The organism is Bacteroides sp. D1 (assembly GCF_000157095.2).
In the GTDB taxonomy this organism is placed as follows: Bacteria; Bacteroidota; Bacteroidia; order Bacteroidales; family Bacteroidaceae; genus Bacteroides; species Bacteroides xylanisolvens.
On record NZ_JH114348.1, the window covers coordinates 166,993 to 192,419 of the forward strand.

Consider the following 25,427-nt stretch of genomic DNA (forward strand, 5'->3'; position numbering starts at 1 on the left):
CACTATGGTATAATAAGATTGAAGAATATGGATACGATACATTCACAACAGTAGCAAACTCTATTGAGAACCATTATGAAAGGATTTTGAACTTCTTTGTGAACAGGAGTACAAATGCAGCAGCGGAAGCATTTAATGCTAAAATCAAAGCATTTAGGGCATCATTTAGAGGAGTAGTGGATATGAGCTTCTTCCTTTTTAGGCTAGCAAAGGTATATGCATGAAGGGAATTGACTAAACTTAATCCCCCAAGAATTACAACTGAGCCGTGTAGAATGTTAATGCATCTACTGCCTTCTGGTGAAATGCAACGGGAAAGGCGGAACCGCTCTTATTTCATAGAAAATCTTCGCCTACCACCTTATTCATAATTATATTATGGAAACAAAACAAGTTACCGTTCAACCAGCGGTGGGAGGCATGATAAAGGCTTCCAAAGATTCATTTGTTATTCCTAAAGAAGAATTAAAGGATTTCTACCTTAAATTCGCTTTCCTCCTGAACCCGGATTCCTGCTCCATAAACCGCACCGAATTCGAACTATTAAACATTCTGCTGAAAGACCTGAAAAAAATCTTAGCAGCATTGACTCACCTCAACACCCATCCTTGGGATGAAGGCATCGCAGAAATCCAAATTTCATGCGGTGTTTACTCCCTACAAGATAACTTGAGCAAAGAAAAACGTATGCAAATGAACACCTCTACGGGTAAACACCTACAATTTCTCACCCAAATGGCTATGGACAGTCCAGTGTTCAAACAGTTATTCAAAAACTATCACAACCATTATATCCAAGTGGAAAGTTTGGTTAAACAGATGGCTAAAGAAATGGATCAACAGAAGCAATAAGAACAGAAGTTGGAGAATCAACAGAGGGGGTATCTTTTAGAAAAATACATTCATTTCTAAAAATACCCCCTTTAAAATAGGGGTACTTTCAGAAAAAACATATAATTTTGCGCCATCAACCGATAAAAAGTAGACCATTTATGTCAAAAATGCGTTTTTTTGCCTTACAAGAGCTTTCCAACCGGAAGCCTCTGGAAGTAACTGCTCCTTCCAACAAACTCTCTGATTATTATGGTAGCCACGTGTTCGACCGCAAGAAGATGCAAGAGTATCTTCCCAAAGAAGCCTACAAAGCTGTAACCGACGCTATCGAAAAAGGTACGCCTATCAGCCGCGAAATAGCAGATTTGATTGCTAACGGCATGAAAAGTTGGGCCAAGTCACTCAACGTCACTCACTACACACACTGGTTCCAGCCTCTGACAGACGGAACAGCCGAGAAACATGACGGTTTTATCGAATTCGGCGAAGACGGCGGAGTAATCGAACGCTTCTCCGGAAAACTACTGATCCAGCAAGAGCCGGATGCCTCTTCTTTCCCTAACGGCGGTATCCGCAACACTTTCGAAGCACGAGGATATACCGCCTGGGATGTTTCTTCACCGGCATTCGTGGTAGACACCACTCTTTGTATCCCCACTATCTTCATTTCTTATACAGGTGAAGCACTGGATTACAAAACTCCATTATTGAAAGCACTTGCCGCTGTAGATAAAGCAGCAACGGAAGTCTGCCAACTATTTGACAAGAACATCACCCGCGTATATACCAATTTAGGATGGGAACAGGAATATTTTCTAGTTGACTCTTCCTTATATAATGCACGCCCCGACCTCTGCCTGACAGGACGGACACTGATGGGACACTCTTCTGCCAAAGACCAACAGTTGGAAGACCACTATTTCGGCTCCATTCCTCCACGTGTCACGGCATTTATGAAAGAACTCGAAATTGAGTGCCACAAACTGGGTATTCCCGCCAAAACCCGTCATAACGAAGTAGCTCCCAACCAATTTGAGTTGGCCCCTATCTTCGAAAACTGCAACCTTGCCAACGACCACAACCAGCTTGTCATGGATTTGATGAAACGTATTGCAAGGAAACATCATTTCAATGTACTCCTGCACGAGAAGCCATATAGCGGAGTAAACGGTTCGGGCAAGCACAACAACTGGTCGCTCTGCACAGACACCGGCATCAACCTGTTCGCCCCCGGAAAGAATCCGAAAGGAAACATGCTATTCCTCACTTTCCTGGTAAACGCCTTAATGATGGTTTATAAAAACCAAGATTTACTGCGTGCCTCCATCATGAGCGCTAGCAACAGCTACCGTTTGGGAGCCAACGAAGCTCCTCCCGCCATTCTCTCCTGCTTCCTGGGTTCACAACTATCGTCCACTCTCGACGAAATTGTCCGCCAGGTAGGAAACGAGAAAATGACACCGGAAGAAAAAACCACTCTTAAATTAGGTATCGGACGTATCCCCGAAATCCTACTGGATACTACCGACCGTAACCGCACCTCTCCTTTCGCATTCACCGGAAACCGGTTCGAATTCCGTGCCGCAGGTTCGTCTTCCAACTGTGCCGCCTCCATGATTGCAATCAATGCCGCCATGGCAAATCAGTTGAACGAATTCCGCGCATCAGTAGAAAAACTGATGGAAGAAGGAGTAGGCAAAGATGAAGCCATCTTCCGCATACTGAAAGAAACGATTATCGCCTCCGAACCGATTCGTTTTGAGGGCGACGGTTATTCTGAAGAGTGGAAACAGGAAGCCGCACGCCGCGGACTGACTAACATCTGCCACGTACCGGAAGCCCTGATGCACTATATTGACAACCAATCCAAATCAGTGCTGATTGGCGAACGTATCTTCAACGAAACCGAATTGAACAGCCGTCTGGAAGTGGAACTGGAGAAATATACCATGAAGGTGCAAATCGAAGGCCGTGTATTGGGCGACCTCGCCATTAACCACATTGTACCGACTGCCGTTGCCTATCAGAACCGATTGCTCGAAAATCTTCGCGGACTGAAAGAAATATTCCCAGCTGAAGAATACGAAGTGTTGAGTGCCGACCGCAAAGAGCTGATCCGTGAAATTTCACACCGGGTCACTTCCATCAAAGTACTGGTTCGCGAAATGACCGAAGCACGAAAAGTAGCCAACCACATGGAAAACTACAAGGAAAGAGCATTTGAATATGAAGAAAAAGTACGCCCGTATCTCGACCAGATCCGCGACCACATCGACCACCTGGAGATGGAAGTAGACGACGAAATATGGCCGTTACCTAAATACAGAGAACTGTTGTTTACCAAATAAAATGTCTACAAGATTGCACGAAAGCTCCCACTTTTGTGCAATCTTTTTATAGATTCGTTCATTTTCTCATTTTTTCTTTTTACTTTTGTGCTGTATAACACAGTTTTGTAGCACTCATGGTAAAAATGAATATGTCAGACATAGATATTTCGGAACCGTTATCCGACATGTTAGCTCCTTTAAATAACGAGCAAAAGGAGTTTCTGATGAACAATTATACGATACAAACCTACAAAAAGAATGAAACCATCTACTGTGAAGGAGAAACACCGTCTCATCTGATGTGCCTTATCAGTGGAAAAGTCAAAATCTTCAAAGATGGTGTAGGGGGTAGAAGTCAGATTATTCGCATGATTAAAACACGCGAATACTTTGCTTATCGTGCTTATTTTGCCAAACAAGATTTTGTGACTGCCGCAGCAGCTTTCGAACCTTCCGTTGTCTGCCTGATTCCTATGAGTGCCATTACAACTCTAATTTCTCAAAACAATGACCTGGCCATGTTTTTTATCCGCCAGCTTTCTATTGACCTCGGTATATCAGACGAACGCACCGTTAATCTGACACAAAAACATATCCGCGGACGCCTGGCCGAATCTCTCATCTTCCTGAAAGAAAGCTACGGTTTGGAAGAAGACGGATCTACTTTGAGCATTTATCTTTCACGCGAAGATTTAGCTAATCTCTCTAATATGACTACTTCGAATGCTATCCGCACGTTATCACAGTTCGCTACGGAACGACTGATTACAATCGACGGAAGAAAGATCAAAATCATCGAAGAAGAAAAGCTGAAGAAAATAAGTAAGATTGGATAAGAAAATTCCTGCACCAGTCGCTCCACCCTAAATAGTGAACATACATATAGAAAATATAATTGCAGACATCAGACGTGGTAACAAACAGGCTTTCAAAAAGCTATTTGATGACTACTATCCTATTCTTTGCGTGTTCGCATCCCACTATATTGAAGACAAAGAAGTTTGCAAAGACATTGCGCAAGATGTATTGTTAGCTTATTGGGAACGGAAAGAAGATTTCGATGACATTTTGAAAGTAAAAAGCTTCCTTTATACCGTCACCCGAAATAAATGCCTGAATCACCTAAAACATGAGCAATTAGATATTCCTAATTTTTCCGGACAGGAAGAATTCGATAGTGGCTTTGAAGCTGCTATTATCGAACAGGAAACATTCCACATGGTTCGCAAAGCGGTAGAAGAATTGCCTACCCAAATGCGAAACATCATCTTATACTCTATGAAAGGGTTAAAAAACCATGAGATTGCTGACAAATTGCAAATTTCAGAAGGCACTGTCCATACGTTAAAGAAATTCGCCTATCGCAAACTTCGCGAAAGCCTCAAAGGCATAAATTACACCTTATTACTATTTTTATGCAAATAAAGTAACTTTTTGATTACCCCGTTTTTTCGATTGGATTGTTTTACTTATATAACAAATCGAAAAAACGATGAATTCATTCAAAGAAAAATTTAAAATTGCAAAAATCTTAGCTTCCTTATTTACTCATTCGTCTACTCCCGAAGAGGAAAAAAACTATCATGCGTGGTTGGATGAAAATCCGGAGCATCAAAAAATAGCCAACCGGATATTAAATAAGGAAACGTATGAAGAAAACAGCCGGTTAATAAAAAGCTTCTCTTCACAAAAGGCATGGGACAGAATCTATCCGCTACTAGGAGGAGAAAAAACATCCGGTTTTCTTTCATGGAAAAGGAGTCTGAAATATGCGGCTCTTCTTTTGCTATTGTTAATACCGATTTCATACCTTATTTATAATTGGGTAGCCGGAGAACCAATCGGTGAAATCACTCCAGGAACCCATGGCGGAGAACTGACTTTAAGTAATGGCAACACCTTCAACCTTTTTGAGAATGTCCTTCCGGAGGGTGCAACTGAAGTGTTCATCATTGACTCCAAAGGGATAAATTATCAAACTCCTGCCAACAAGCCCAAAGTGAAAGAAATCAAAAATACGCTTCGTACACTGCATGGTATGGAATGTCACATTGTCCTTTCGGATGGAACAAAAGTACATCTGAACGCAGAATCACAACTGACTTATCCGATTTGTTTCAGCGATAAGGAACGCATCGTACAGGTTGAAGGTGAAGCCTATTTTGATGTTGCTCCAGATAAAGCACATCCTTTTATCGTGCAAACACCGCACACTTCTATTCGGGTGACAGGAACTTCTTTCAATGTAAGGGCTTATGCGGATGAAGAAGTGGAAAGTACTACACTAATTAGTGGAGCTATAGAGATTAGCAGTGAAAACGAAGATTATGAATTGATTCCAAACCAACATTTCGTATATGACAAAAATAGTCGGGAAAGTACCGTATCTAACGTAAATACAGAATTATACACTTCCTGGGAGTCCGGATCATTCATATTTATGAACGTTCCTCTTGAGAATGTAATGTCATATCTTTCCAAATGGTACGGATTCACATACACTTTTGAAGACGATGCAGCCAGACAGGTACAAATCGGAGCTTATCTCAACCGCTATGCAAACATGAATCCAATTATCGACATGATAATGGAATTAAATATGGTAGACATAAAACAAAGAGAAGGTATACTGCACATTTCTTATAAACAATAACTATTAATACATATTATAACTAACGCATTATGAAAAAACGAACACAACCCTCCTCAAAGGGAGTATCTTATGTAAGCAGAAAATTCGTTAAGTTCTGCCTTTTATGGATATTCTCCCTTTCTTCACTTATGATTCAAGCACAAGACAATCAGCGAATCTCCGTTGATCTGAGAGGCGAAAGCCTGGAATCTACGCTTTGGTATTTGCAAAACCGTACAAAATTCATCTTTATGTACGCAACAGAAGATATCGCTAACATAACCGATATCAGCGTAAGGGCAAAAAACAAAACGATCACCGAGATTCTGGATGAATGTCTGGAAGGAACTAACCTGACTTATGAAGTATCAGGTACTGCTATCGTTATTAAGAAAAGAAAGACTAATAAAATCACAATTAGTGGATGGATACGTGATGCAAGCGGTGAAGCACTTCCCGGAGCTACGGTCACTGTCCGAGGTTCAAAGCATGGAGCTATCGCCGGACTAGACGGACATTACACTTTCAATATTCCTGCGCAAGAAGGGTTAATATTAACTTATTCATTCATCGGAATGGAGAAAAAGACTGTAAGATATACAGGAAAGAAAACGATTAATGTCACTCTAAACAGTTCCAGTACTGAAATCGACGAAGTAGTTGTAACCGGTTATCAGAATATTCAACGCCGTGACCTAGTAGGTTCTATTACCACAGTAAAAGCAAAAGATATTTTAATGCCTTCGTATACCACTATTGACCAAATGTTGCAAGGACGTGTAGCAGGTATGATTGTCACCAATACAAGTAGTCGTGTAGGTACTGCACCGAAAATTCAAATCCGTGGTACCAGTACCTTACTGGGTAATCAAGACCCACTTTGGGTAGTTGACGGCATCATTCAGGAAGACCCCCTGGAATTGAATGCATCTTCTCTCATGACAGAGGACTTGAAAAACATTATCGGTAATCAAATTTCTTGGTTGAATCCTGCTGATATCGAAAGCATTAGTATTTTAAAAGATGCTTCTGCGACCGCTATTTACGGTTCAAAAGCATCGAATGGTGTTATTGAAATCACAACCAAAAAGAATACAACTGATCGTCTAAGCGTCAATTACACATCTAACTTTGTAATGGGTACGCGTCCCAACTATGGACAGTTTAATTACATGAACTCCAAAGAAAGAGTACTATTCTCACAAGAAGCGTTTAACTGGGGAACACCTTATGGCGCAGAACCAATCAAACAAATATATACTTATGAGGGATTATTGAATATGTATCTATCGCACGATATATCTTCTGAAGAATTTCTGGCACAACGCAATGTTCTGGAAACACAAAATACAGATTGGTTCAAACTACTAACCCGCCGTTCTTTTAGCCATAACCATAATATAAGTGTTTCCGGCGGAACAAATAAATACAGTTATGCAGCTTCTATGGGATATTCCAATAGCGAAGGGCAGGAAATAGGAAACGACAGTGAACGTATGACCGGACGCGTTGCCATCACCATACGCCCGGTACAAAAACTAACGATTAATGCAACGATCAACGGTAGCGTAAGTACGAATAACGGTTTTGCCGGAGGAGTCAATCCTATGGGGTATGCTACCACTACCAATCGTTCTATAGACCCTGATGCTTACTATCAAATGAAAGCCTCATACCCATACAATAGCGGAGTCAAATCATTATCATACAATTTCGTAAATGAACGGAATAATAGTGGTTCTAAATCAAAATCAAGTTTCATGTCAGCTTCACTGGACTTGAAATGGAATATTTTAGACTGGTTAACTTACCAATTTACTGGTGGATATTCAAATAATAACAGCACAAACGAAGCTTGGGAAACTGAACAAACGTTTTATATTGCTGAAACATATCGTGGTTATGATTTCAACTCTGTCTCACCAAACAGTAAAGAGTTTGGAGCAGCCTTACTCCCATTCGGAGGCGAATTATTCACAAATAACGCACAGCAGTACTCTTACAACATCCAAAATAAGCTGCAATTCAGTAAAGCCTTTAATAATGAGAACCGAATTAATGCTTTAGTAGGTATGGAATTACGTTCTTCCACTAATAAAGGTGTCAGCAATACGGTATGGGGATATGCCCCAGATAGAGGAGAAGTCATAACATTACCAACCACTCCACAAGCTTTTACACCTATTACAGGTTCTAAAGACGAAGGATGGGGGCTTTTAAAAAAGATATATGATGGTGGATGGAGAAAAGTCAATACTACAGACAATTATCTTTCCGTATTCGCCACATTGGCATATTCACTCAAAAACCGATATGTTGTTAATGCAAATATACGTAATGATGCATCCAACCGTTTCGGTCAGGATGCTAATCACCGTATTGATCCTACCTATTCATTCGGTTTCTCCTGGAGAGCTTCAGAAGAGGACTTCATGAAGAAATATGTAAAATGGATAACAACCTTAAACTTCCGCGGCACCTATGGTATTCAAGGAAATGCAGTAACGCGCATTAGTCCGGATTTGATTTTAAATCAGGGGAAAGTGGCAAATCTATACAACAGATATCAGTCTACCATCTCCCAAATTCCAAATCCGAATCTATCATGGGAACGTACCAAATCATGGAATTTCGGTGTAGATCTGGAATTATTCAGTATGTTTTATATGAATCTGGAATATTATACACGACGCTCCAATGCGATTGTTGAACTGGAATTACCTTATGAATACGGAATAACATCCATGAAACGCAACGGTGGTATTATCCACAACAGAGGTATCGAATACACATTAACTTTTACCCCGATACAGAAACGGGACTATGCATTAAGTATCAGCTTGAATGCTTCCAAGAACTGGAATGAAGGCGGACATACAGACATTGATGTCAATGCAGCTTCCTTCTTAAGTGGACGTTCAGATATTGTATTAAAAGAAGGATATCCGCTCAGCAGTTTCTGGTCATACTCTTTTGCAGGATTAGACGGAAAAACCGGTGAAGCTTTATTCAATCTTTTGGATATTCCGGAAGAAGAACGTAGCAGACAAATAGATCCGACTACTTATCTGGTATATTCTGGTCAGAAAGAGCCTTATTTCACCGGTGGATTGAGCTTAAGTTTCCGCTATAAATCATTAACTTTAAACACCAGTTTTTCACTTTTACTCGGCAACAAGAAGCGTCTGCCATCACCATACAACCAATTCGCTAGTTCTTATTATATGCCGGATCCATATACAAATATAAACCGCGATTTACTGAACCGTTGGAAAGAACCGGGAGACGAAGCCCATACAATCATTCCTTCTTTACCCAAAGCAGGAATGGCTTATATAGAATTGCCCAACAATGAGAATGTTTATAGCATTCCATTATGGGAACAATCTGACGCTATGGTGGTCAGTGGTTCTTTCTTACGCTGCCGTAACATCGGCCTATCCTGGCAAATGAAACGTGAGTGGTGCGAAAAAATATATATGAAAAATCTATCACTCAACTTTAACATGGATAACATCTTTGTTATCGCCAGCAAACGTTTCAACGGTTTCGACCCGGAAGTTAGCAACAGTGTACTTCCACGGAATTATTCATTAGGTATTAACATTGGTTTCTAAAAAAATAAAAAGATAGACAATGAAAAGAATTATATATATACTAACAGGAATAGTCTTACTATCACTATCCTCTTGCTCAGATTTTCTAGAGCCTAAATCTCAAAGTGAGTACGTTCCCAAAGATGCAAATGCTTTGCAAGAAATGTTAATCGGTTCTGCTTATCCCAAACAGGATAAAAGCAATTTCCTACTACCCTTTCTTAGCTTCTTAGACGATGACATTCAGTTCCACAAAACTGATTATGAATTTAGCATCAACTCTCTAAAAAATATAGAAGCCAAACAAGCTGTTTATACATGGCAACCGGATATGTTTTTCATTATGGAAAGAAATGGTTATCCTCTTCAGAATATCTGGGAAGGATACTATAACTATATCTTAGGCGCAAATGCAGCTCTTGATTATATCGGTGACGTAAATGGTACGGAGGCTGAAAAAAATTATGTAATAGCCCAATCCCTCGGATTAAGAGCTTTCTATTATTTTATGTTAGTCAATCATTTTGGAGCACCATACAACTATAACAAACAGGCTTTAGGAGTTCCACTCAAACTAGACAGCAACCTGCTACCTGAAGACCAACTATTAATGACACGAAACACCGTTGAGGAAGTATACAACCAAATTGTGGACGATCTGAATGAAGCTGAACGTTTATTCCTTACTTTAAGCAAAGATAAACAATATGAACCGAATTATCTGGTTAGCCTTCCAATGATACAATTGCTGAAGTCCCGCGTCTTTCTCTATATGGAAAACTGGAAAGATGCAGCCATATACGCCAACAAAGTAATAAAAGACTGGTCCTTCGCTTTAGTAGACTTAAATAACCTCCCTTCTCCAACAGTGGCAGAGCCTTATTACAATTTTACATCTTTAAAATCATCTGAGGTTATTTGGTTATATGGAAGCGTTTCAGACTTAACTGTATTCAATGATGAGTCGGTAGAGTATGAGGAAGAAGGTTACTTCGGTAATACCACCACCTATTACCGAGAAGCTTTTATCGCTTCTGATAACTTGATTGAAAGCTTTGAAGATGGAGATTTAAGAAAAGAAAAGTATATAGCAAAAGAGTTCAATAAAGATGATAAAGTTTTCTATGAAGACTCTTATACTACTTTCGGCAAATACAAACTTTCAGCTACAGGTGAACCTAGTGGTTCGGAAAACTTTGCTTTATCCTTCAGACTAGGTGAGGCTTATTTAAATCTAGCAGAAGCAGCTGCCCATAATAATGACGAGAGTACAGCACTATCTGCTTTAAAAACCTTACTGGCTAAACGTTATGAACCCGACAAATTTGTTGAGCCTACCGGATTAACAGGTGATGCGCTCAAAACTTTCATCAAAAATGAAAGAAGAAAAGAACTTTGTTTTGAAGGGCAACGATGGTTTGATCTCCGACGCTACGGAATGCCACAAATTATTCATAGATGGGGAGAACAGGTATATACATTAAAACAGAATGATCCTTCCTATACCATGCCTATACCAGACGCCGTCTTAATTAAAAATAAAAAACTGGAGCAGAATCCTTTAGCTCCAAAACGCGAAAGTTAATAGTATATATCTTATGAATTAAACAAAAGAAATGAATATGAAAAAAATATATATATTATGGGGATTACTTGCTTGTATGGCATTATTCACCTCATGTTATGAAGAAGACACACTGACTCCTACAGAAGGAGGCATTGAATTACGCTTTAAAGTACCTCAAGGAAATAATAGTTGGGACGATGACATCGCCCAAATATACGAAGACTATAATGTATATCTTATTTATAAAGATCTGCAAAGGGCTGATTTTAATCGCAGCTGGACAGGCATATCATATGGTAGTGGCTACGAAGGCCAAGGCTGTGTAAACGACGAAATGACCAATTACTATGTCGAATTTATGAAAAAGCATATCTTTGCATACTTGAATCCGCCGATCACATCTAAAGTTCTGCCTATGTATTGGTATTTGGGATACAATGTCTATAGCAAAAGCGTATTAGAAGTTGGAGGCGTAATCCTAGCAAGCTGGATTGTACCCATACACGAAAATTACGATGGGCTGGATTATTGGTGCACTTGTATGTTTGGAGAAGACAATCCCAGCGATCCTTATTTAATCCCCACAGACAGAGCACTCCTTGACAGACGCCGGAAAATGATATTGGCTCCCGTATTGGAAAAAGCAGTAAAAGCCGGAAACATCATTATACCTGAAGAATTTGAAGTGGGATTCGACCATGTCACTAATCTGATAGCAGGCTTGGGAATGGAAGATGACCCAAACTATTATCTTACCAGAGGATATCCGGGAAGTGTAAACACGTATGTATTCAATAGTATCAGCGAACCAGCCAACAACTCTTATCCTCCAACCAATGAAGAGACTTTTATAGGATATATGCATCTTTCCATGTACTATAACCAAGCACGACTAGCAGAGGTATATCCGGCTGATAAATATCCTTTTCTCACCGAAAAGTTTGCTTTCGTACAGAAATATTTAAAAGATAAATATCAGATCGATCTGGAAGCAATAGCCAACGGACCGGAAGACTGGGATTTACCTTTACCTCCAATACCGGAGACTCCAGATGAAGAATAACAACTCTGATAATGAACTATAAACTCATAATAATGACAAAAGTAAAAAATCTATTATTAACCATATTACTCTTATGCGGTACCACCATATGGGGAAATAACGGGCTAAGAATATCAGGAAGAATAAAAGTATTAAAGCCAACGACTTTACAAATAAAAGATATGAATGAAGGCGTTGTATTAAGCTGCATCATCGGTACTAATAACACATTCAGTACCGATGAAATAAACATCATTCCTGATGTCTACAAACTCTATTTAGGAGAAACCGAACAGAATATTTATCTGGAAAATAACCCGGTAACAATCAATGGCTACTTCGACGAAAAGAACCCTGAACAAAGTTCGCTTTCATTCACTGGCATCGATCCGTTTCTGACTTTACAAAACTATATGCCAGCAGAAAAAGACCCGGATATAGCAACGATTTCTACTTCCGTCAAAGGAAAACTAACTCCCTCCATGGCATCTGCATTAGCCTATCTGGCAGATGTAAATGATTACCAATCCAACAAGATGCTATTGGACATGATACCGGAACAAGACAGAAAGTCTTTATCTGCCAAATGGCTGGTAAACAGGGTAGAAATCCTCTCCCACCAAATCATTGGTGCAGAATGTCCCGACTTTACTTTCACAGATGCCAACGGAAAAAACGTAAGTCTGAAAGACTTCCGTGGGAAAATTGTCGTACTTGACTTCTGTGCCTCCTGGTGTGGTCCTTGTCGTAAAGAGATGCGTAGTATGCTAACCATATACAATGAATTGAAGGCTGACGATCTGGAATTCATCAGTGTCTCGCTGGATGACAGCGAAGCAAAATGGAGAAAAATGCTGGATGAAGAAAAATTGCCGTGGGTGATGCTATGGGATAAGACAGGATTCCCTAAAAACAGCAAGACTCCAAGTGCTATCCAGACTGATTACGGCTTCTACTCCATCCCTTTCCTTGTAGTCATTGACAAAGAAGGCAAACTTGCTGCACGCAACGTCCGGGGTGAACAAGTACGCGAGGCCATTTTAAAAATAAGACAATAAACAAACTATATAAATTATAACTCTTTTGACAATGAAGAAACTTATATTTCCAATCGTATGCTGTTTTATCAGCGTTACTGTATCAGCCCAGTTAATCAAACCAAAGGCAGAAACACAAAAAAAACAATCCGAACTGGACTGGTTTAACTGTTCTTTCGACCAGGACAGTGTATACGGAGCTGAAGTAAACAAAGCTTATGATTACCTGAAAGCCAACAAAAAGAAAGCAAAGAAAAGACCGGTTGTTGCACTGATCGGAACCGGAATGGACGTAGAACACGAAGACCTAAAACACGCAATCTGGATCAACCCAAAAGAAAAGTCAAACCAAAAAGATGATGATAAAAACGGGCTTGTTGACGACATCAATGGCTGGAACTTCATCGGTGGTAAAGACGGCCAAGTAATGGAAGCTTTGACACGCGAAGGAGAACGTGAATTCTTCCGTCTCAAAGATAAATACGCTGATTATATCTTTGACGGAAAGAAGTATTATAAAATAGTCAATGGAAAACGCCAAGAAGTCCCCGCACCGGAAAACATAGAAGAATATAATTACTATCGCTATAAAGTCATGCCGGAATCAAGAATCGGTGGAGCTTACGGCGGTCTTCAACTATCTTATGTTATAGAAGAATATGTTGAAAAGTTCGATAAGGACATGAAAAAACGTTTTCCCGGAAAAGAGCTGACTGTTGAGGACTTCCAAAGTTGTTATGATCCCAAAGCTGAAAGAGACAGTCTTTCTGAAGTCGCTTTTGTATTTACTGCCTACTATTTCAGCATCTATAATACGGATAAATGGGAACCTGTTTATCAGAATATGGGAAAGAAAAGTGTAGAAACAGGTAAAGCGTCTTATGAAGAGGCTTTAAAGAGATACGGAAGTGATAATCGAAAAGAAATTGTAGGTGACAATCCTCTGGATATTAACGATACGCATTATGGTAATAATGTACTGTTGACATCTGATGCGGCAACAGGCGTAATGAAGGCCGGCGTTATCGCAGCTAAACGTGACAACGGTATCGGAAGTAACGGTATTGCAGACAATGCAGAAATCATGACCTTACGCATCCACCCGGGAGAAGGAGAACCATACCTGAAAGATATGGCATTGGCCATCCGCTATGCAGTAAACCACGGTGCAGATGTAATCGTATTACCGGAACAAAACTCCATATATCCGAAAGAGCAGAAACAATGGGTGTCAGAGGCGTTGAAAGAGGCAGAGAAGAAAGGGGCATTAGTTATAGTTCCGGTTTGGGATCTATCAATGGATATGGATAAAGACGAATTCTTTCCCAACCGTAAGATGAATAAAGAGGGAGAACTTACTAATTTTATGGTAGTTGCTTCTTCAGACAAGAATGGAAATCCGGTATTGAACACCAATTACGGTGCAACTGCTCTCGATATTTATGCTCCGGGAACAGACATTTATTCATCTTATATGGGTGACACTTATCAAAAAGGAACTGGAGAAGGAATGGCTTCGGCTACTGTAGCTGGCGTAGCTGCTCTTGTGAAGTCTTATTTCCCAAAACTGACCGGTTCTCAAATCCGTGACATATTATTAAAAAGCGTCACTTCACGCAAAGGTGTAGAAGTAGAAAAAGGAATCCGCGTGAACGATAGCCCTTCACAAGATTTATTCCTTTTTGATGACCTATGTATTTCCGGAGGTATCGTTAATGCTTACCAAGCAATCTTGGAAGCAGAAAAAGTCAGCAAATAAAGATTAGTCTATGAAATATACTCGTCTAATAGGAACCGTCATTGCCTTTTGCATGGCGGTCCCTTTATTCGCCCAACAATATAAAGCAACCATACCTTATCGGATGGTAGGCGAAAAAATGGTTATCGAAATGAAAGTGAACGGCAATGCACGCCCTTTTATCTTTGATACCGGAGGGCGCACCGCACTTACCACTAAAGCCTGTCAAGCACTACAAATAACAGCAACAGACTCTATGAAGGTGACAGATGTGAATAACGTGGAAAGCTATTACAAAACTACGCGAATAGAAAATCTGACGACTCCCGATGATGTTATTAACTTTAAAAATGCCCCGTCGCTAATCATCAATGAAGTAAAAGGCTGGGAATGTTTTGGAGTAGATGGTATCATCGGAAGCGATTTATTTGCAAGTACTATTGTAAGCATTGATTCGCAGACTAAAAATATCATAGTCACATCTGCCGAAAAGCCTTCTACAGTATCTTTACGAAAAATGCTGAATTTCACGAAAGAAGGGGGAATGCCAATTGTCAATGTACAGATCGCTCCGGTCAGCAACATCACTGTATTATTTGATACAGGCAGTCCCAGTCTGTTATCTCTTATTGAAAGTGATTTTGAGAGAATTAAACCGGAGGCATCTATGGAAGTCGTTTCTGAAGGATATGGGGAAGGAAGTATCGGAGTAGCCGGACAAGCAGATAAAGCATCTTCATATAGAGTACATATTCCCTTATTATCAGTAGGAGCCACCAAATTCCGCAACTTAACGACCCATACAGACAAACACCCTTATACATTACTAGGTGTAAAGTTATTACAATACGGGAAAGTGACTATCGACTATCCACGTGGAAGATTCTATTTTGAAGCTTTCCAACCGGATAATGAAATCAACAATCAATGCAACAACTTCGATTTGACGGTCAAAGACGGAGACTTATTTGTATCTACCGTCTGGAGTAGCACGAAAGGTAAGATAGAAGTAGGAGACAAAGTGATTAAGATTAATGGCAAACCTGCTAAGAAATATGACTTCTGCGAAAGTATTCTGAACGGAATACCGGAATTGAAAGAGAAAAAACAGACGAAGCTAACGATTGAGACTGCTTCCGGAATAAAAAATATTATCTACAAAAAAGAATGACATGAAAAGAATAGGAATACTGACCGGCTTATGGCTGCTATTATTTCTAAACTGCGGACAAGAAATGGTAGCGCAAATCCAGAATAAGGTTTGCGATACCATTCCTTATGAATTCATTCAGGAGAAAATCATTATACCCGTTACTGTTAATGGTGTAAATGTAAAATACATCGTCGATACAGGAGGAAGAACCGGGACTATGTATGACGCCGCAACTGAAATGAAAGCTACTGCCGCAGGATATATGCGCATTTCCGATGTGAATGCACAAGGCTCCAACTATCAGGAAGCCCACGTACAAAATGTTTCCATCGGAAAGAACTACAAAATCAAACAGTTGAAAACGATGGTACTACCTAAGAATCCATTCTTCACAGACCTGGGAGTTGTCGGAATTCTTGGAGGAGATGCCTTTGCACAGTCGGTAGTAACATTCGATTCCCGTTCTAAAATAATGGTAATCAACTATCCTTATCGTCCCGAAAAGTTAAAGGTTACAGACGGAATTCCTTTGTTGGATGAAACTGAACATCATTCCATCGTCAACGTTCGTTTAGGAAATAATGATTTAAAAGTTCTGTTCGACACAGGTGCCGGAGGCTTTCTACTTTATTCTACGGAAGATTACAACAGGCTGGCTGACATCTCGCAAGTTACCAATCATGGATATGGTATCGTAGCTGCCGGAATAACAGGGTTGGGCAAGCCGGTGGATATTAAAAAAGTATCTGTACCTTCCATCAATATCATGGGAAAAGAATTCACAAACGTAGGTAGTACAACAACTGTCATGAATGGAACTATCATCGGGGTGGATCTACTGCAATATGGTAAAGTAATTATTGATTATATGCGGAGACGTTTTTACTTCCTCCCATTTGAAGAAGGGAAAATCGACATGGGTGGTGCTCCCGCTCTTTGGAACGTAAGCATATTACCGCGTAACGAAAGATTCGAAATTACAACTATATGGGATAGCATGAAAGATACAGTTGCTTTCGGCGACGAAGTGATTAATATCAACGGAACTTCTCTTAAAGATTGCCCCATGAGCCAGATGGCCGTAGAAGAAATTATGAATGCTATACCTGGTGATACCGGCTATATTATCATCAAAAAAGATAATCAAGAGAAAAGAATTGAAATCAGGAAAGAGAAATAAACTTTAAACAGAAAGAATATATGAAACGAATAATAACTAAAATGTATCTCTGTTTGCTTGCATTTTGTATCACAGGAGGCATCAGTGCACAAACACAAAACAGTATGACAGAGGTCATTCCATTCAAAACTATTGATGGAAAAATTATCGTGGAAGCCACTATAAATGGTGAAGTGGCTGACTTTGTCCTTGATTTATCGGGACATAACGCTCTACTTCCTGAAGCTCTCAAAAAGTTACACATCAATACAGAAAAGAGAGGAACTTTTAGTTCTTACCAAGATTTTGTATTTAAACAGGTGCCTGTTGGAAAGGTATATGAAATGGGAACAGTAGCTATTGGTAAAAATACATTTGCAAACGATCTTCCGGCTTTCACATTAGAAGACGAACCCTATCTACGCAAGCTAGGGGTTATGGGTGTATTAAGTGGTGCTGTTTTCCGCACTTCTGTATTAACCATTGACATGCAACGGAAGAAAATTACGATTACACAACCCTACCGTCCTTCTTATATGAAACTTAACTATCGGGAAAATTTTAACCTGATAACAGGATTAGGAGTAGTATGCCCGATAAACATTCAGGGAAAGCCGATATCTTTTGTTCTGGATACATGGAGTGAAGGATTAGTGAATCTTACTGAAGCAGATTTCAATACATGGAGCGCACAATATACCAAAGGGAGTAACCAAAAAGTCTCCAATGGATATAAAGAAATAAGTCAAGATGAGGAAAGCCTCATCCTACCTGAAACGATGTTTGTAAAAACAAAGATTGAAGATGCCATAGCAGTGAAAAACCCATTCTTGAAACGTTCCGTATTAGGCAAAAAGATACTGGACTACGGAATTATATCCATCGACTATATTCATCAGAAAATTTATTTTCAGCCGTTTGACATGGTTCCTATACCGGAAGCGGAAGCTAAAGTGACGGAAACCAAAGTTGAAGATGGTAAATTGAATCCAATTACCCGCCAGTTCTTCCTCGAACACATTTTCGACTATCGAAAAGGAAATGATTTCGTTTATAATGGCGACAAACCGGTTGTGATTGATTTCTGGGCAACTTGGTGCGGACCTTGCATGCGTTTACTTCCGGAAATGGAAAAGCTGGCCGAAAAATATAAAGGAAAAGTTATATTCTATAAGGTAAATGCTGATAAAGAAAAAGATTTATGCAGCCACTTCAGTGTACAAGCATTACCTACGTTATTCTTCATCCCGGTAGGCGGCAAACCGATAATCGAGGTTGGTGCTACGCCGGAAAAGTATGTGCAAATCATCGAAGAGCAACTACTGAAATAAAAACTCTCTCTTTATTATATAACTACATTAATCTGAAACTTTAGCTAAAAGCCGGACATCATTCCGGCTTTTTTATTTCCATATCATTGGAACTTATCATTAAAACAAGTACATTTGCCCTGTCAAATCTATTTATAACTTAACACACATTTTGACCATGAAGAAAAGTATTTCTCTTCTTCTTTTGTCTTTGCTTATGATTGCCCCCGGTTGCCAAAAGACAAAAGAAGTGGTGAACGAGTACAACATCGTTCCCAAACCCAATCAAATTCTCCCACAGGAAGGACGTTTTGAACTAAACAGCAAAGTCTGCCTCGTAGTACCTTCGGATGCTCCGGAAGTAAAAAGCATTGCCGACAGCCTGGCCGGACAACTAAAACTGACAGCAGGAATCTCGTTGAAAGAGGCAGAAAGTGCAGATGGAAAATCAGCAATCTGCTTTGTTGTACAAGAAGGTATGCCGAAGGAAGGATATAAATTATCCGTTACTCCCAGTCTCATCACGCTTACCGCTTCTCAACCGAACGGGTTCTTCTACGGCGTACAGACACTTTATCAGTTACTCCCTCCGGCGGTTTACGGAAACCAGTTGGATAAGAAAGCAAACTGGTCGGTTCCTGCTGTAGAAATAGAAGATTCGCCCCGTTTTGTTCACCGCGGACTGATGCTGGATGTTTGCCGCCATTATGTACCGATTGACTATATTTACAAGTTTATCGACTTGCTGGCAATGAACAAGATGAATGTTTTCCATTGGCATTTGACAGACGATCAGGGATGGAGAATCGAAATCAAGAAATATCCTAAATTGACAGAAATCGGTTCTAAACGTGAAAAGACATTGGTAGACTATTACTATGTAAATTATCCGCAAGTATTCGACGGAAAAGAACACGGAGGGTATTACACACAGGAACAAATCAAAGATGTAGTAGCTTATGCTGCAAGTAAATATATCAACGTTGTTCCCGAAATAGAAATGCCGGGACATGCGTTGGCTGCACTGGCTGCCTATCCGGAACTGTCATGTGATTCTACACAGACTTATAAAGTATCTCCTACATGGGGTGTATTCGAACAGGTGTTCTGTCCGAGTGAAACAACTTTCAAATTCTTTGAAGGAGTGATGGATGAAGTAATTGAATTATTCCCTAGCGAATACATTCACATCGGTGGCGACGAATGTCCCAAGACAGCATGGAAGAACAGTGCTTTCTGCCAGCAGCTAATCCGCCAGTTAGGACTGAAGGATGATACGGCTCCCAGCAAGACAGACGGAATAAAGCATAGTAAAGAGGATAAGTTGCAGAGCTATTTCGTTACCCGCATGGAAAAGTATCTGAATAGTAAAGGCAGAAACATCATTGGTTGGGATGAAATCCTCGAAGGTGGTCTGGCTCCAAATGCGACTGTTATGTCATGGCGTGGTGTAGAAGGAGGAATGAACGCTGCCAAAGCCGGACATAATGCAATCATGACTCCGAACCCTTATGTATATCTGGACTACTACCAGGAAGAACCTGAAATTGCCCCGACTACTATCGGCGGATACAACACACTGAAAAAAACATATAGCTACAACCCTGTCCCGGATGATGCAGACGAACTTGCCAAGAAGCATATCATCGGAATACAAGGTAATATATGGAGAGAATATATGCAGACTTCCGAACGTACAGACTATCAAGCTTTCCCGCGTGCAATGGCTATCGCCGAAACGGCATGGACACAAAACGCAAACAAAGACTGGAAGAATTTCTGCGAACGAATGGTCACTGAATTTGAACGCTTGGAAGTAATGAACACCAAACCTTGTCTCAACTTCTTTGACGTAAACGTAAATACGCACGCGGATGAAAACGCTCCTTTAATGGTATTGCTGGAAAGTTTCTATCCAAATGCAGAAATACGGTATACTACGGATGGCAGTGAACCAAACAAAGCATCCACTCTGTACGAAAAGCCTTTCGTTCTGGAAGGTAATATCGACCTGAAAGCCGCTGCTTTCAAAGATGGAAAAATGTTGGGTAAAGTAGCTCACAAGCCATTATACGGTAATTTATTGACAGGAAAACCCTATACTGTTAATTATAAGATGGGATGGACAGGCGATATATTTGATGAAAACGATGTATTAGGAGCTGACAAGACAACCTTCGGACTGACCAACGGTAAACGAGGAAATAATGCTTCTTATACTCCGTGGTGCAGCTTTGGTATTGTTGAAGGTAAAGACTTGGAATTTATCGTTAATTTGGATAAGCCGACACAAATCAGCAAAATAATTTTCGGTTCTTTATTCAATCCGGCTATGAGAATTCTTCCTGCAGGAGGAGTTGCCGTAGAAGTATCAGCAGATGGCAAACAATACACTCCGGTAGCTGAAAAAGCCTTGAAACACGATTATCCGGAAACAGGACGAATTGCATTCACTGATTCCATTGAATTTGAGCCAACACAGGCTACCTTCCTGAAAGTTAAGATTAAGAATGGCGGCACACTGCGCAATGGAGTTAACTTTGAAAAGAACAATGGCCCGGAAGTTATTCCTGCCGAATTATGGATTGATGAAATAGAAGCTTATTAAACAAAGCTAACTATATTTTATGCGGATTTCACGGTGCTGACTCAACAGGACGTGGAATCCGCATCATTTATTCCGGACCTGAATAACAGAACGGTGAACGCTAGTTTAATACTAATGTTCACCGTTTTATTTATAATCAATCACACCCTAAAAGGTATAATTATCATTCATTCGTTTACACCGAAGATATATTTATCACACAAGCCCTTTGGAAGAAAGGTAACGTTCTGCCTCCAAGGCAGCCTTACATCCACTTCCCGCGGCTGTAATAGCCTGACGATAATGCGGATCGGCCACATCTCCTGCTGCAAAAACTCCGGGCACTTTCGTACGAGGACTATCACCGTCTGTAATAATATAACCTACTTCGTCCGTATCGATATACTCTTTAAATATTTCAGTATTCGGTTGATGTCCGATAGCCAGGAAGAAACCGTCGATAGGTAAACTATAACGTTCTTCATCCGGTTCACCCCAACGTTTCACCAGGTTTACACCCTCTACGCCATTATCACCAAACAAACCAACTGCATTGTGTTCAAAAAGAACTTCAATCTTCTCATGGTTCATGACACGTTCCTGCATAATCTTCGATGCACGCAGGAAAGGTTTACGAACGATCAGATATACCTTGGATGCAAGACCGGCAAGATAAACCGCTTCTTCACAAGCAGTATCACCTCCACCAACTACAGCAACCACTTTCTTACGATAGAAAAATCCGTCACAAGTAGCACAAGCGCTTACACCCATTCCGGCATATTTCTTTTCATCCTCCAGCCCCAGATATTTAGCAGTTGCCCCGGTAGCAATAATCAATGATTCCGTTTCAATCACTTTATCACCGTCAATTGTTATTTTATAAGGAGCTTTGCTTAAATCTGCTGCCGTAGCGATACCAAAACGAATATCTGTTCCGAAACGACTTGCCTGTGCACGCAAATCCTCCATCAACTGCGGACCACTGATACCTTCCGGATAACCGGGAAAGTTTTCTACATCTGTCGTAGTAGTCAACTGACCGCCCGGCTGCAATCCTTCATATAGTACCGGACATAAATTTGCACGTCCAGCGTAAATCGCTGCCGTATATCCGGCAGGTCCTGAACCTATAATCAGGCATTTCACTTTTTCTATTTCTGCCATTTTAATTTATCTTTATTGTTTTGTTATAAAAACATGTTATCTCAAATCTATCACCTCTGCATTGGGATATTGTTTTTTATCAAAAATAAAAACACGATCCGTATAATTCTGCCCCGTCTGATAACTTGTAACGGTTATCTCATTACGTGTCTGCTGACCACGCTGCTGAAGCAAAATATATAGAGGTTCATAAGTGTCCTTCGTCACAAAAAGAGTGATACGTTCCAACTCCTGTTTCTTATCCCTGGCAGTCAGAACGACTTCCCAAACGGCTTTTCCACGAAACGTCTTAGTCGCCCCCAACTTATAAGAGAATCCTTTCTGATACATATACAGAAAGGTATACGGATTTATCTGCTGCAACTCTTCCTGCGTCGGATTACTGACATTCACTTCATCATTCTTTGTCACATAACTCCATTGCGTTTTTCCGTCAAACCAAGTGATGATATCAGATGTTTTCAGTACGAATTTCTCTCCTTTCAACTGAATTGTTCCGTTTTCAGCACCTTCTACCAAGCCGTTTGCCACAGCCTTTACAGTAAAATCAGCCTTCACGCCACCAGCTTTGCGAAACGCCTCTGCCGTTTTGTCAAGAATGACTTTAGCCTGGGACTGCTGTTGTTGAGCAATCACAGGCAAAGACAGTAAAGCTATTAAAACACTAAAAATGTACTTTCTCATTTGATTAATAAACGAACTGTTACTGTAAATTGTTCAATCGCATTTCAAGATCATTATCGTCAATACACAATACGTCACGCGCCTTACTACCTTGCGTAGGCCCAACAATTCCGGCTTTCTCCAATTGATCCATTATACGGCCGGCACGATTATAGCCAATCGCAAATTTACGCTGAATCAATGAAGTGGAACCTTGCTGATGAATAACAACCAACCGGGCTGCATCTTCAAACAACGGATCGAGACGTCCCATATCAATATCCCCTACTTCACTATTACTATCTTCACTCACATATTCGGGCAAGAAGAACGGAGTAGGATAACCTTGCTGACGGGCAATGAATTTTGTAATCTCTTCTACTTCCGGCGTATCGATAAAGGCACACTGTACACGTACCGGATCAGCTCCCTGCAAGAAGAGCATATCCCCCTTACCAATCAGACGGTTAGCACCCGGACGGTCAAGAATAGTACGAGAGTCCATCATGGCAGATACACGGAAAGCGATACGCGCCGGGAAGTTGGCTTTAATCGTACCCGTAATGATATTGGTAGTCGGACGCTGTGTAGCAATAATCATGTGAATACCGACAGCACGTGCCAACTGCGCAATACGGGCAATCGGAAGTTCCACTTCCTTACCGGCAGTCATAATCAAATCTCCGAACTCGTCAATAACCACTACGATATACGGCATAAACTTATGCCCCTTTTCCGGATTCAAACGACGGTTGATAAACTTCTCGTTATATTCTCTTACATTACGTACATGCGCCATTTTCAGCAGGTCATAACGGGTATCCATCTCTACACAAACAGAGTTCAGGGTTTGCACAACCTTCGTTACGTCTGTAATAATCGGTTCGCCTCCATCAGGAAGTTTGGCCAGGAAATGATTTTCAATCACCGAATAGATGCTGAATTCTACTTTCTTCGGGTCGACCAGTACAAATTTCAATTCTGCCGGATGCTTCTTATATAATAAGGAAGTAATAATAGCATTCAAACCTACTGACTTACCCTGACCGGTTGCACCCGCCACCAATACGTGCGGCATCTTGCAAAGGTCGAACATAAAAACTTCATTCGTGATGGTCTTACCCAATACAATAGGCAGATCATATTTGGATTCCTGGAATTTCTTACTTCCGATCACACTTTGTCCGGAAACGATCTTCGGATTCTTATTCGGCACTTCAATACCGATTGTTCCTTTACCCGGTATCGGAGCGATGATACGGATACCGTCAGCAGAAAGGCTTAATGCAATATCATCTTCCAAACCACGGATTTTAGAAATACGTACTCCTTGCTCCGGAGTGATTTCGTATAGAGTTACCGTAGGTCCTACCGTTGCTTTAATCGTACTGATTTCGATTCCGAAACTGCGCAATGTATTGATGATACGATCTTTGTTTGCATTTTGTTCGTCCATGTCAATCGTCGGATCATCATTTTCGAAATGCTTCATCAGGTCGATAGTCGGGAAGCGGTAGTTTTCCAAATCCTTAGTAGGATTATAAGGTTCAAGTTCCGGTCCCTCATATTCTTCTTCAGAAGTCGCAGGTTCTACTTCAAACCCGGGTTCCGCCTCTTCCAAAGGTTCGTCCTGCACAGCGGGAACAGGATTAGGAACAGTCGGTTCAAACACCATCGTCACTCCTTCACTTTCATCAGACAAAGGAGACTCTTCCGGCTCCGGCTGGTTGACATGGAATTCATCTTCGGGTTCTTCAGCCTGTATATCCATCACTGATGCCGGAGGAGGTGTCTGTTTATACGTCCGTTTCAAATTGAACTCCACTTCCTGCGGTTGAGAAGTCGTGAATTCCTGATCGCCTTCTCCTTCCGGAGTGACTTCTTCCTTCTCTTTCTTTTCGCGTTTTAGGAAGCTCAACGCAAAAAGTTTACGCAACCAAATAACAGTACGCGCACTTATATATATAAAGAAACAGATAGCAGTTATCAACAGGATCATCCATACACCAGGTACTCCTACTTGTGAGATTAACCAACGACTGACATTATATCCGTGCATGCCGCCCAGATAAATGAAAGAATCCTGATAATGATCCATAAAAGCAAATCCGAAGAATATGGAGAACCAGACTAATAAAAGCGTGCAACCAATAAACCACTTCCACAAGCGGACCACACGTACACGCATCAACTTCAATCCTGCCACTGCCAGAAAAACAAGTATAAAGAAAGAGGAAATGCCGAAACAGTCGTTTATCAGATAGCTTGCCAACTGCGCTCCACGTGAACCGGCATAATTCTTCACCTGATTATTAACAGCCGCCAAATCCGCCGAACTACCGCTATCGATAATACTTTGATCGGCAGCCCCCGTAAAGAAGAAGGAAGAAAAAGCCAACAACAGGTAAACGGAAAAGATGACCAGCATCAATCCAATCACAAAATGAACAGTTTCATTCTTACATACAGCCACAATTTTACTGGGGGAAGAGGGAGTGCTTTCTGCCTCCTTATCTAATTTCTTCTTTGCCATGAGTCTTTTATTCTATTTTTATAAAACTGGAATGAGATTCTAAGCCGCAAAAATAATAAAAAAATAACGAGCACTACGC

18 protein-coding genes are annotated in these 25,427 nt (G+C 40.6%); 15 read left to right on the top strand and 3 right to left on the bottom strand.

The annotated features are described in order from the left end of the window. The 15 genes from BSAG_RS24565 to BSAG_RS05235 form a co-directional block, all read left to right on the top strand. The coding region (locus BSAG_RS24565; RefSeq protein ID WP_008997694.1) for a transposase at nucleotides 1-224 on the top strand (224 nt) is incomplete at its 5' end. Nucleotides 225-378: 154 nt separating this feature from the next. Then, nucleotides 379-852, top strand: a complete 474-nt coding sequence (locus BSAG_RS05300) for a hypothetical protein (protein WP_008771147.1) — start codon at nucleotides 379-381, stop codon at nucleotides 850-852. A 140-nt stretch (nucleotides 853-992) separates the two neighbouring features. Beyond that, entirely contained in the window at nucleotides 993-3,182 is a 2,190-nt protein-coding gene (locus BSAG_RS05295) for a glutamine synthetase III (protein ID WP_004315459.1), read from the top strand. Nucleotides 3,183-3,298: 116 nt separating this feature from the next. Further along, a complete protein-coding gene (locus BSAG_RS05290) occupies nucleotides 3,299-4,000 on the top strand; it encodes a Crp/Fnr family transcriptional regulator (protein ID WP_004315458.1) in 702 nt (233 codons plus the stop codon). Nucleotides 4,001-4,034: 34 nt separating this feature from the next. Continuing rightward, on the top strand, nucleotides 4,035-4,589 hold the full coding sequence (locus BSAG_RS05285) for an RNA polymerase sigma factor (protein ID WP_004315457.1): 555 nt from the start codon (nucleotides 4,035-4,037) through the stop codon (nucleotides 4,587-4,589). A gap of 67 nt (nucleotides 4,590-4,656) precedes the next feature. Further along, complete coding sequence (locus tag BSAG_RS05280) at nucleotides 4,657-5,817, top strand: FecR family protein (RefSeq protein ID WP_008771146.1); 1,161 nt, start codon at nucleotides 4,657-4,659, stop codon at nucleotides 5,815-5,817. A 29-nt stretch (nucleotides 5,818-5,846) separates the two neighbouring features. Then, on the top strand, nucleotides 5,847-9,413 hold the full coding sequence (locus BSAG_RS05275; RefSeq protein ID WP_008997696.1) for a SusC/RagA family TonB-linked outer membrane protein: 3,567 nt from the start codon (nucleotides 5,847-5,849) through the stop codon (nucleotides 9,411-9,413). A gap of 19 nt (nucleotides 9,414-9,432) precedes the next feature. Continuing rightward, nucleotides 9,433-10,977: a RagB/SusD family nutrient uptake outer membrane protein gene (locus BSAG_RS05270; protein ID WP_004315454.1), complete on the top strand. Its 1,545-nt coding sequence runs from the start codon at nucleotides 9,433-9,435 to the stop codon at nucleotides 10,975-10,977. A gap of 31 nt (nucleotides 10,978-11,008) precedes the next feature. Next, nucleotides 11,009-12,022 carry a hypothetical protein gene (locus BSAG_RS05265; RefSeq protein ID WP_004315453.1) on the top strand — a complete coding sequence of 338 codons (1,014 nt, stop codon included), beginning with the start codon at nucleotides 11,009-11,011 and terminating at the stop codon, nucleotides 12,020-12,022. Between the two features lie 11 nt (nucleotides 12,023-12,033). Beyond that, nucleotides 12,034-13,059 (top strand): TlpA family protein disulfide reductase, encoded by a 1,026-nt coding sequence (locus BSAG_RS05260; RefSeq protein ID WP_008771145.1) that lies wholly within the window; start codon nucleotides 12,034-12,036, stop codon nucleotides 13,057-13,059. A gap of 31 nt (nucleotides 13,060-13,090) precedes the next feature. Then, nucleotides 13,091-14,797 carry a S8 family serine peptidase gene (locus BSAG_RS05255; RefSeq protein ID WP_004315451.1) on the top strand — a complete coding sequence of 569 codons (1,707 nt, stop codon included), beginning with the start codon at nucleotides 13,091-13,093 and terminating at the stop codon, nucleotides 14,795-14,797. Between the two features lie 10 nt (nucleotides 14,798-14,807). After that, nucleotides 14,808-15,947 (top strand): aspartyl protease family protein, encoded by a 1,140-nt coding sequence (locus tag BSAG_RS05250; RefSeq protein ID WP_004315450.1) that lies wholly within the window; start codon nucleotides 14,808-14,810, stop codon nucleotides 15,945-15,947. Nucleotide 15,948: 1 nt separating this feature from the next. Further along, entirely contained in the window at nucleotides 15,949-17,109 is a 1,161-nt protein-coding gene (locus tag BSAG_RS05245; protein WP_004315449.1) for an aspartyl protease family protein, read from the top strand. A gap of 20 nt (nucleotides 17,110-17,129) precedes the next feature. Beyond that, nucleotides 17,130-18,419: a thioredoxin domain-containing protein gene (locus BSAG_RS05240; protein WP_008645677.1), complete on the top strand. Its 1,290-nt coding sequence runs from the start codon at nucleotides 17,130-17,132 to the stop codon at nucleotides 18,417-18,419. A 157-nt stretch (nucleotides 18,420-18,576) separates the two neighbouring features. After that, nucleotides 18,577-21,006 carry a glycoside hydrolase family 20 protein gene (locus BSAG_RS05235; protein ID WP_004315445.1) on the top strand — a complete coding sequence of 810 codons (2,430 nt, stop codon included), beginning with the start codon at nucleotides 18,577-18,579 and terminating at the stop codon, nucleotides 21,004-21,006. Between the two features lie 195 nt (nucleotides 21,007-21,201). Here the strand turns inward: BSAG_RS05235 and trxB are convergent, their stop codons facing one another. From trxB to BSAG_RS05220, 3 genes are read right to left on the bottom strand one after another with little or no spacing between them, the layout of a single operon-like run. Next, nucleotides 21,202-22,152: a thioredoxin-disulfide reductase gene (trxB, locus tag BSAG_RS05230; protein WP_004315443.1), complete on the bottom strand. Its 951-nt coding sequence runs from the start codon at nucleotides 22,150-22,152 to the stop codon at nucleotides 21,202-21,204. A gap of 36 nt (nucleotides 22,153-22,188) precedes the next feature. After that, the gene (locus BSAG_RS05225; protein ID WP_004315442.1) at nucleotides 22,189-22,836 is read right to left on the bottom strand and encodes a LolA-like putative outer membrane lipoprotein chaperone; all 648 of its coding nucleotides are present in this window, start codon (nucleotides 22,834-22,836) and stop codon (nucleotides 22,189-22,191) included. A 19-nt stretch (nucleotides 22,837-22,855) separates the two neighbouring features. Further along, nucleotides 22,856-25,348, bottom strand: a complete 2,493-nt coding sequence (locus tag BSAG_RS05220; protein ID WP_004315440.1) for a DNA translocase FtsK — start codon at nucleotides 25,346-25,348, stop codon at nucleotides 22,856-22,858. Nucleotides 25,349-25,427: the final 79 nt, after the last annotated feature.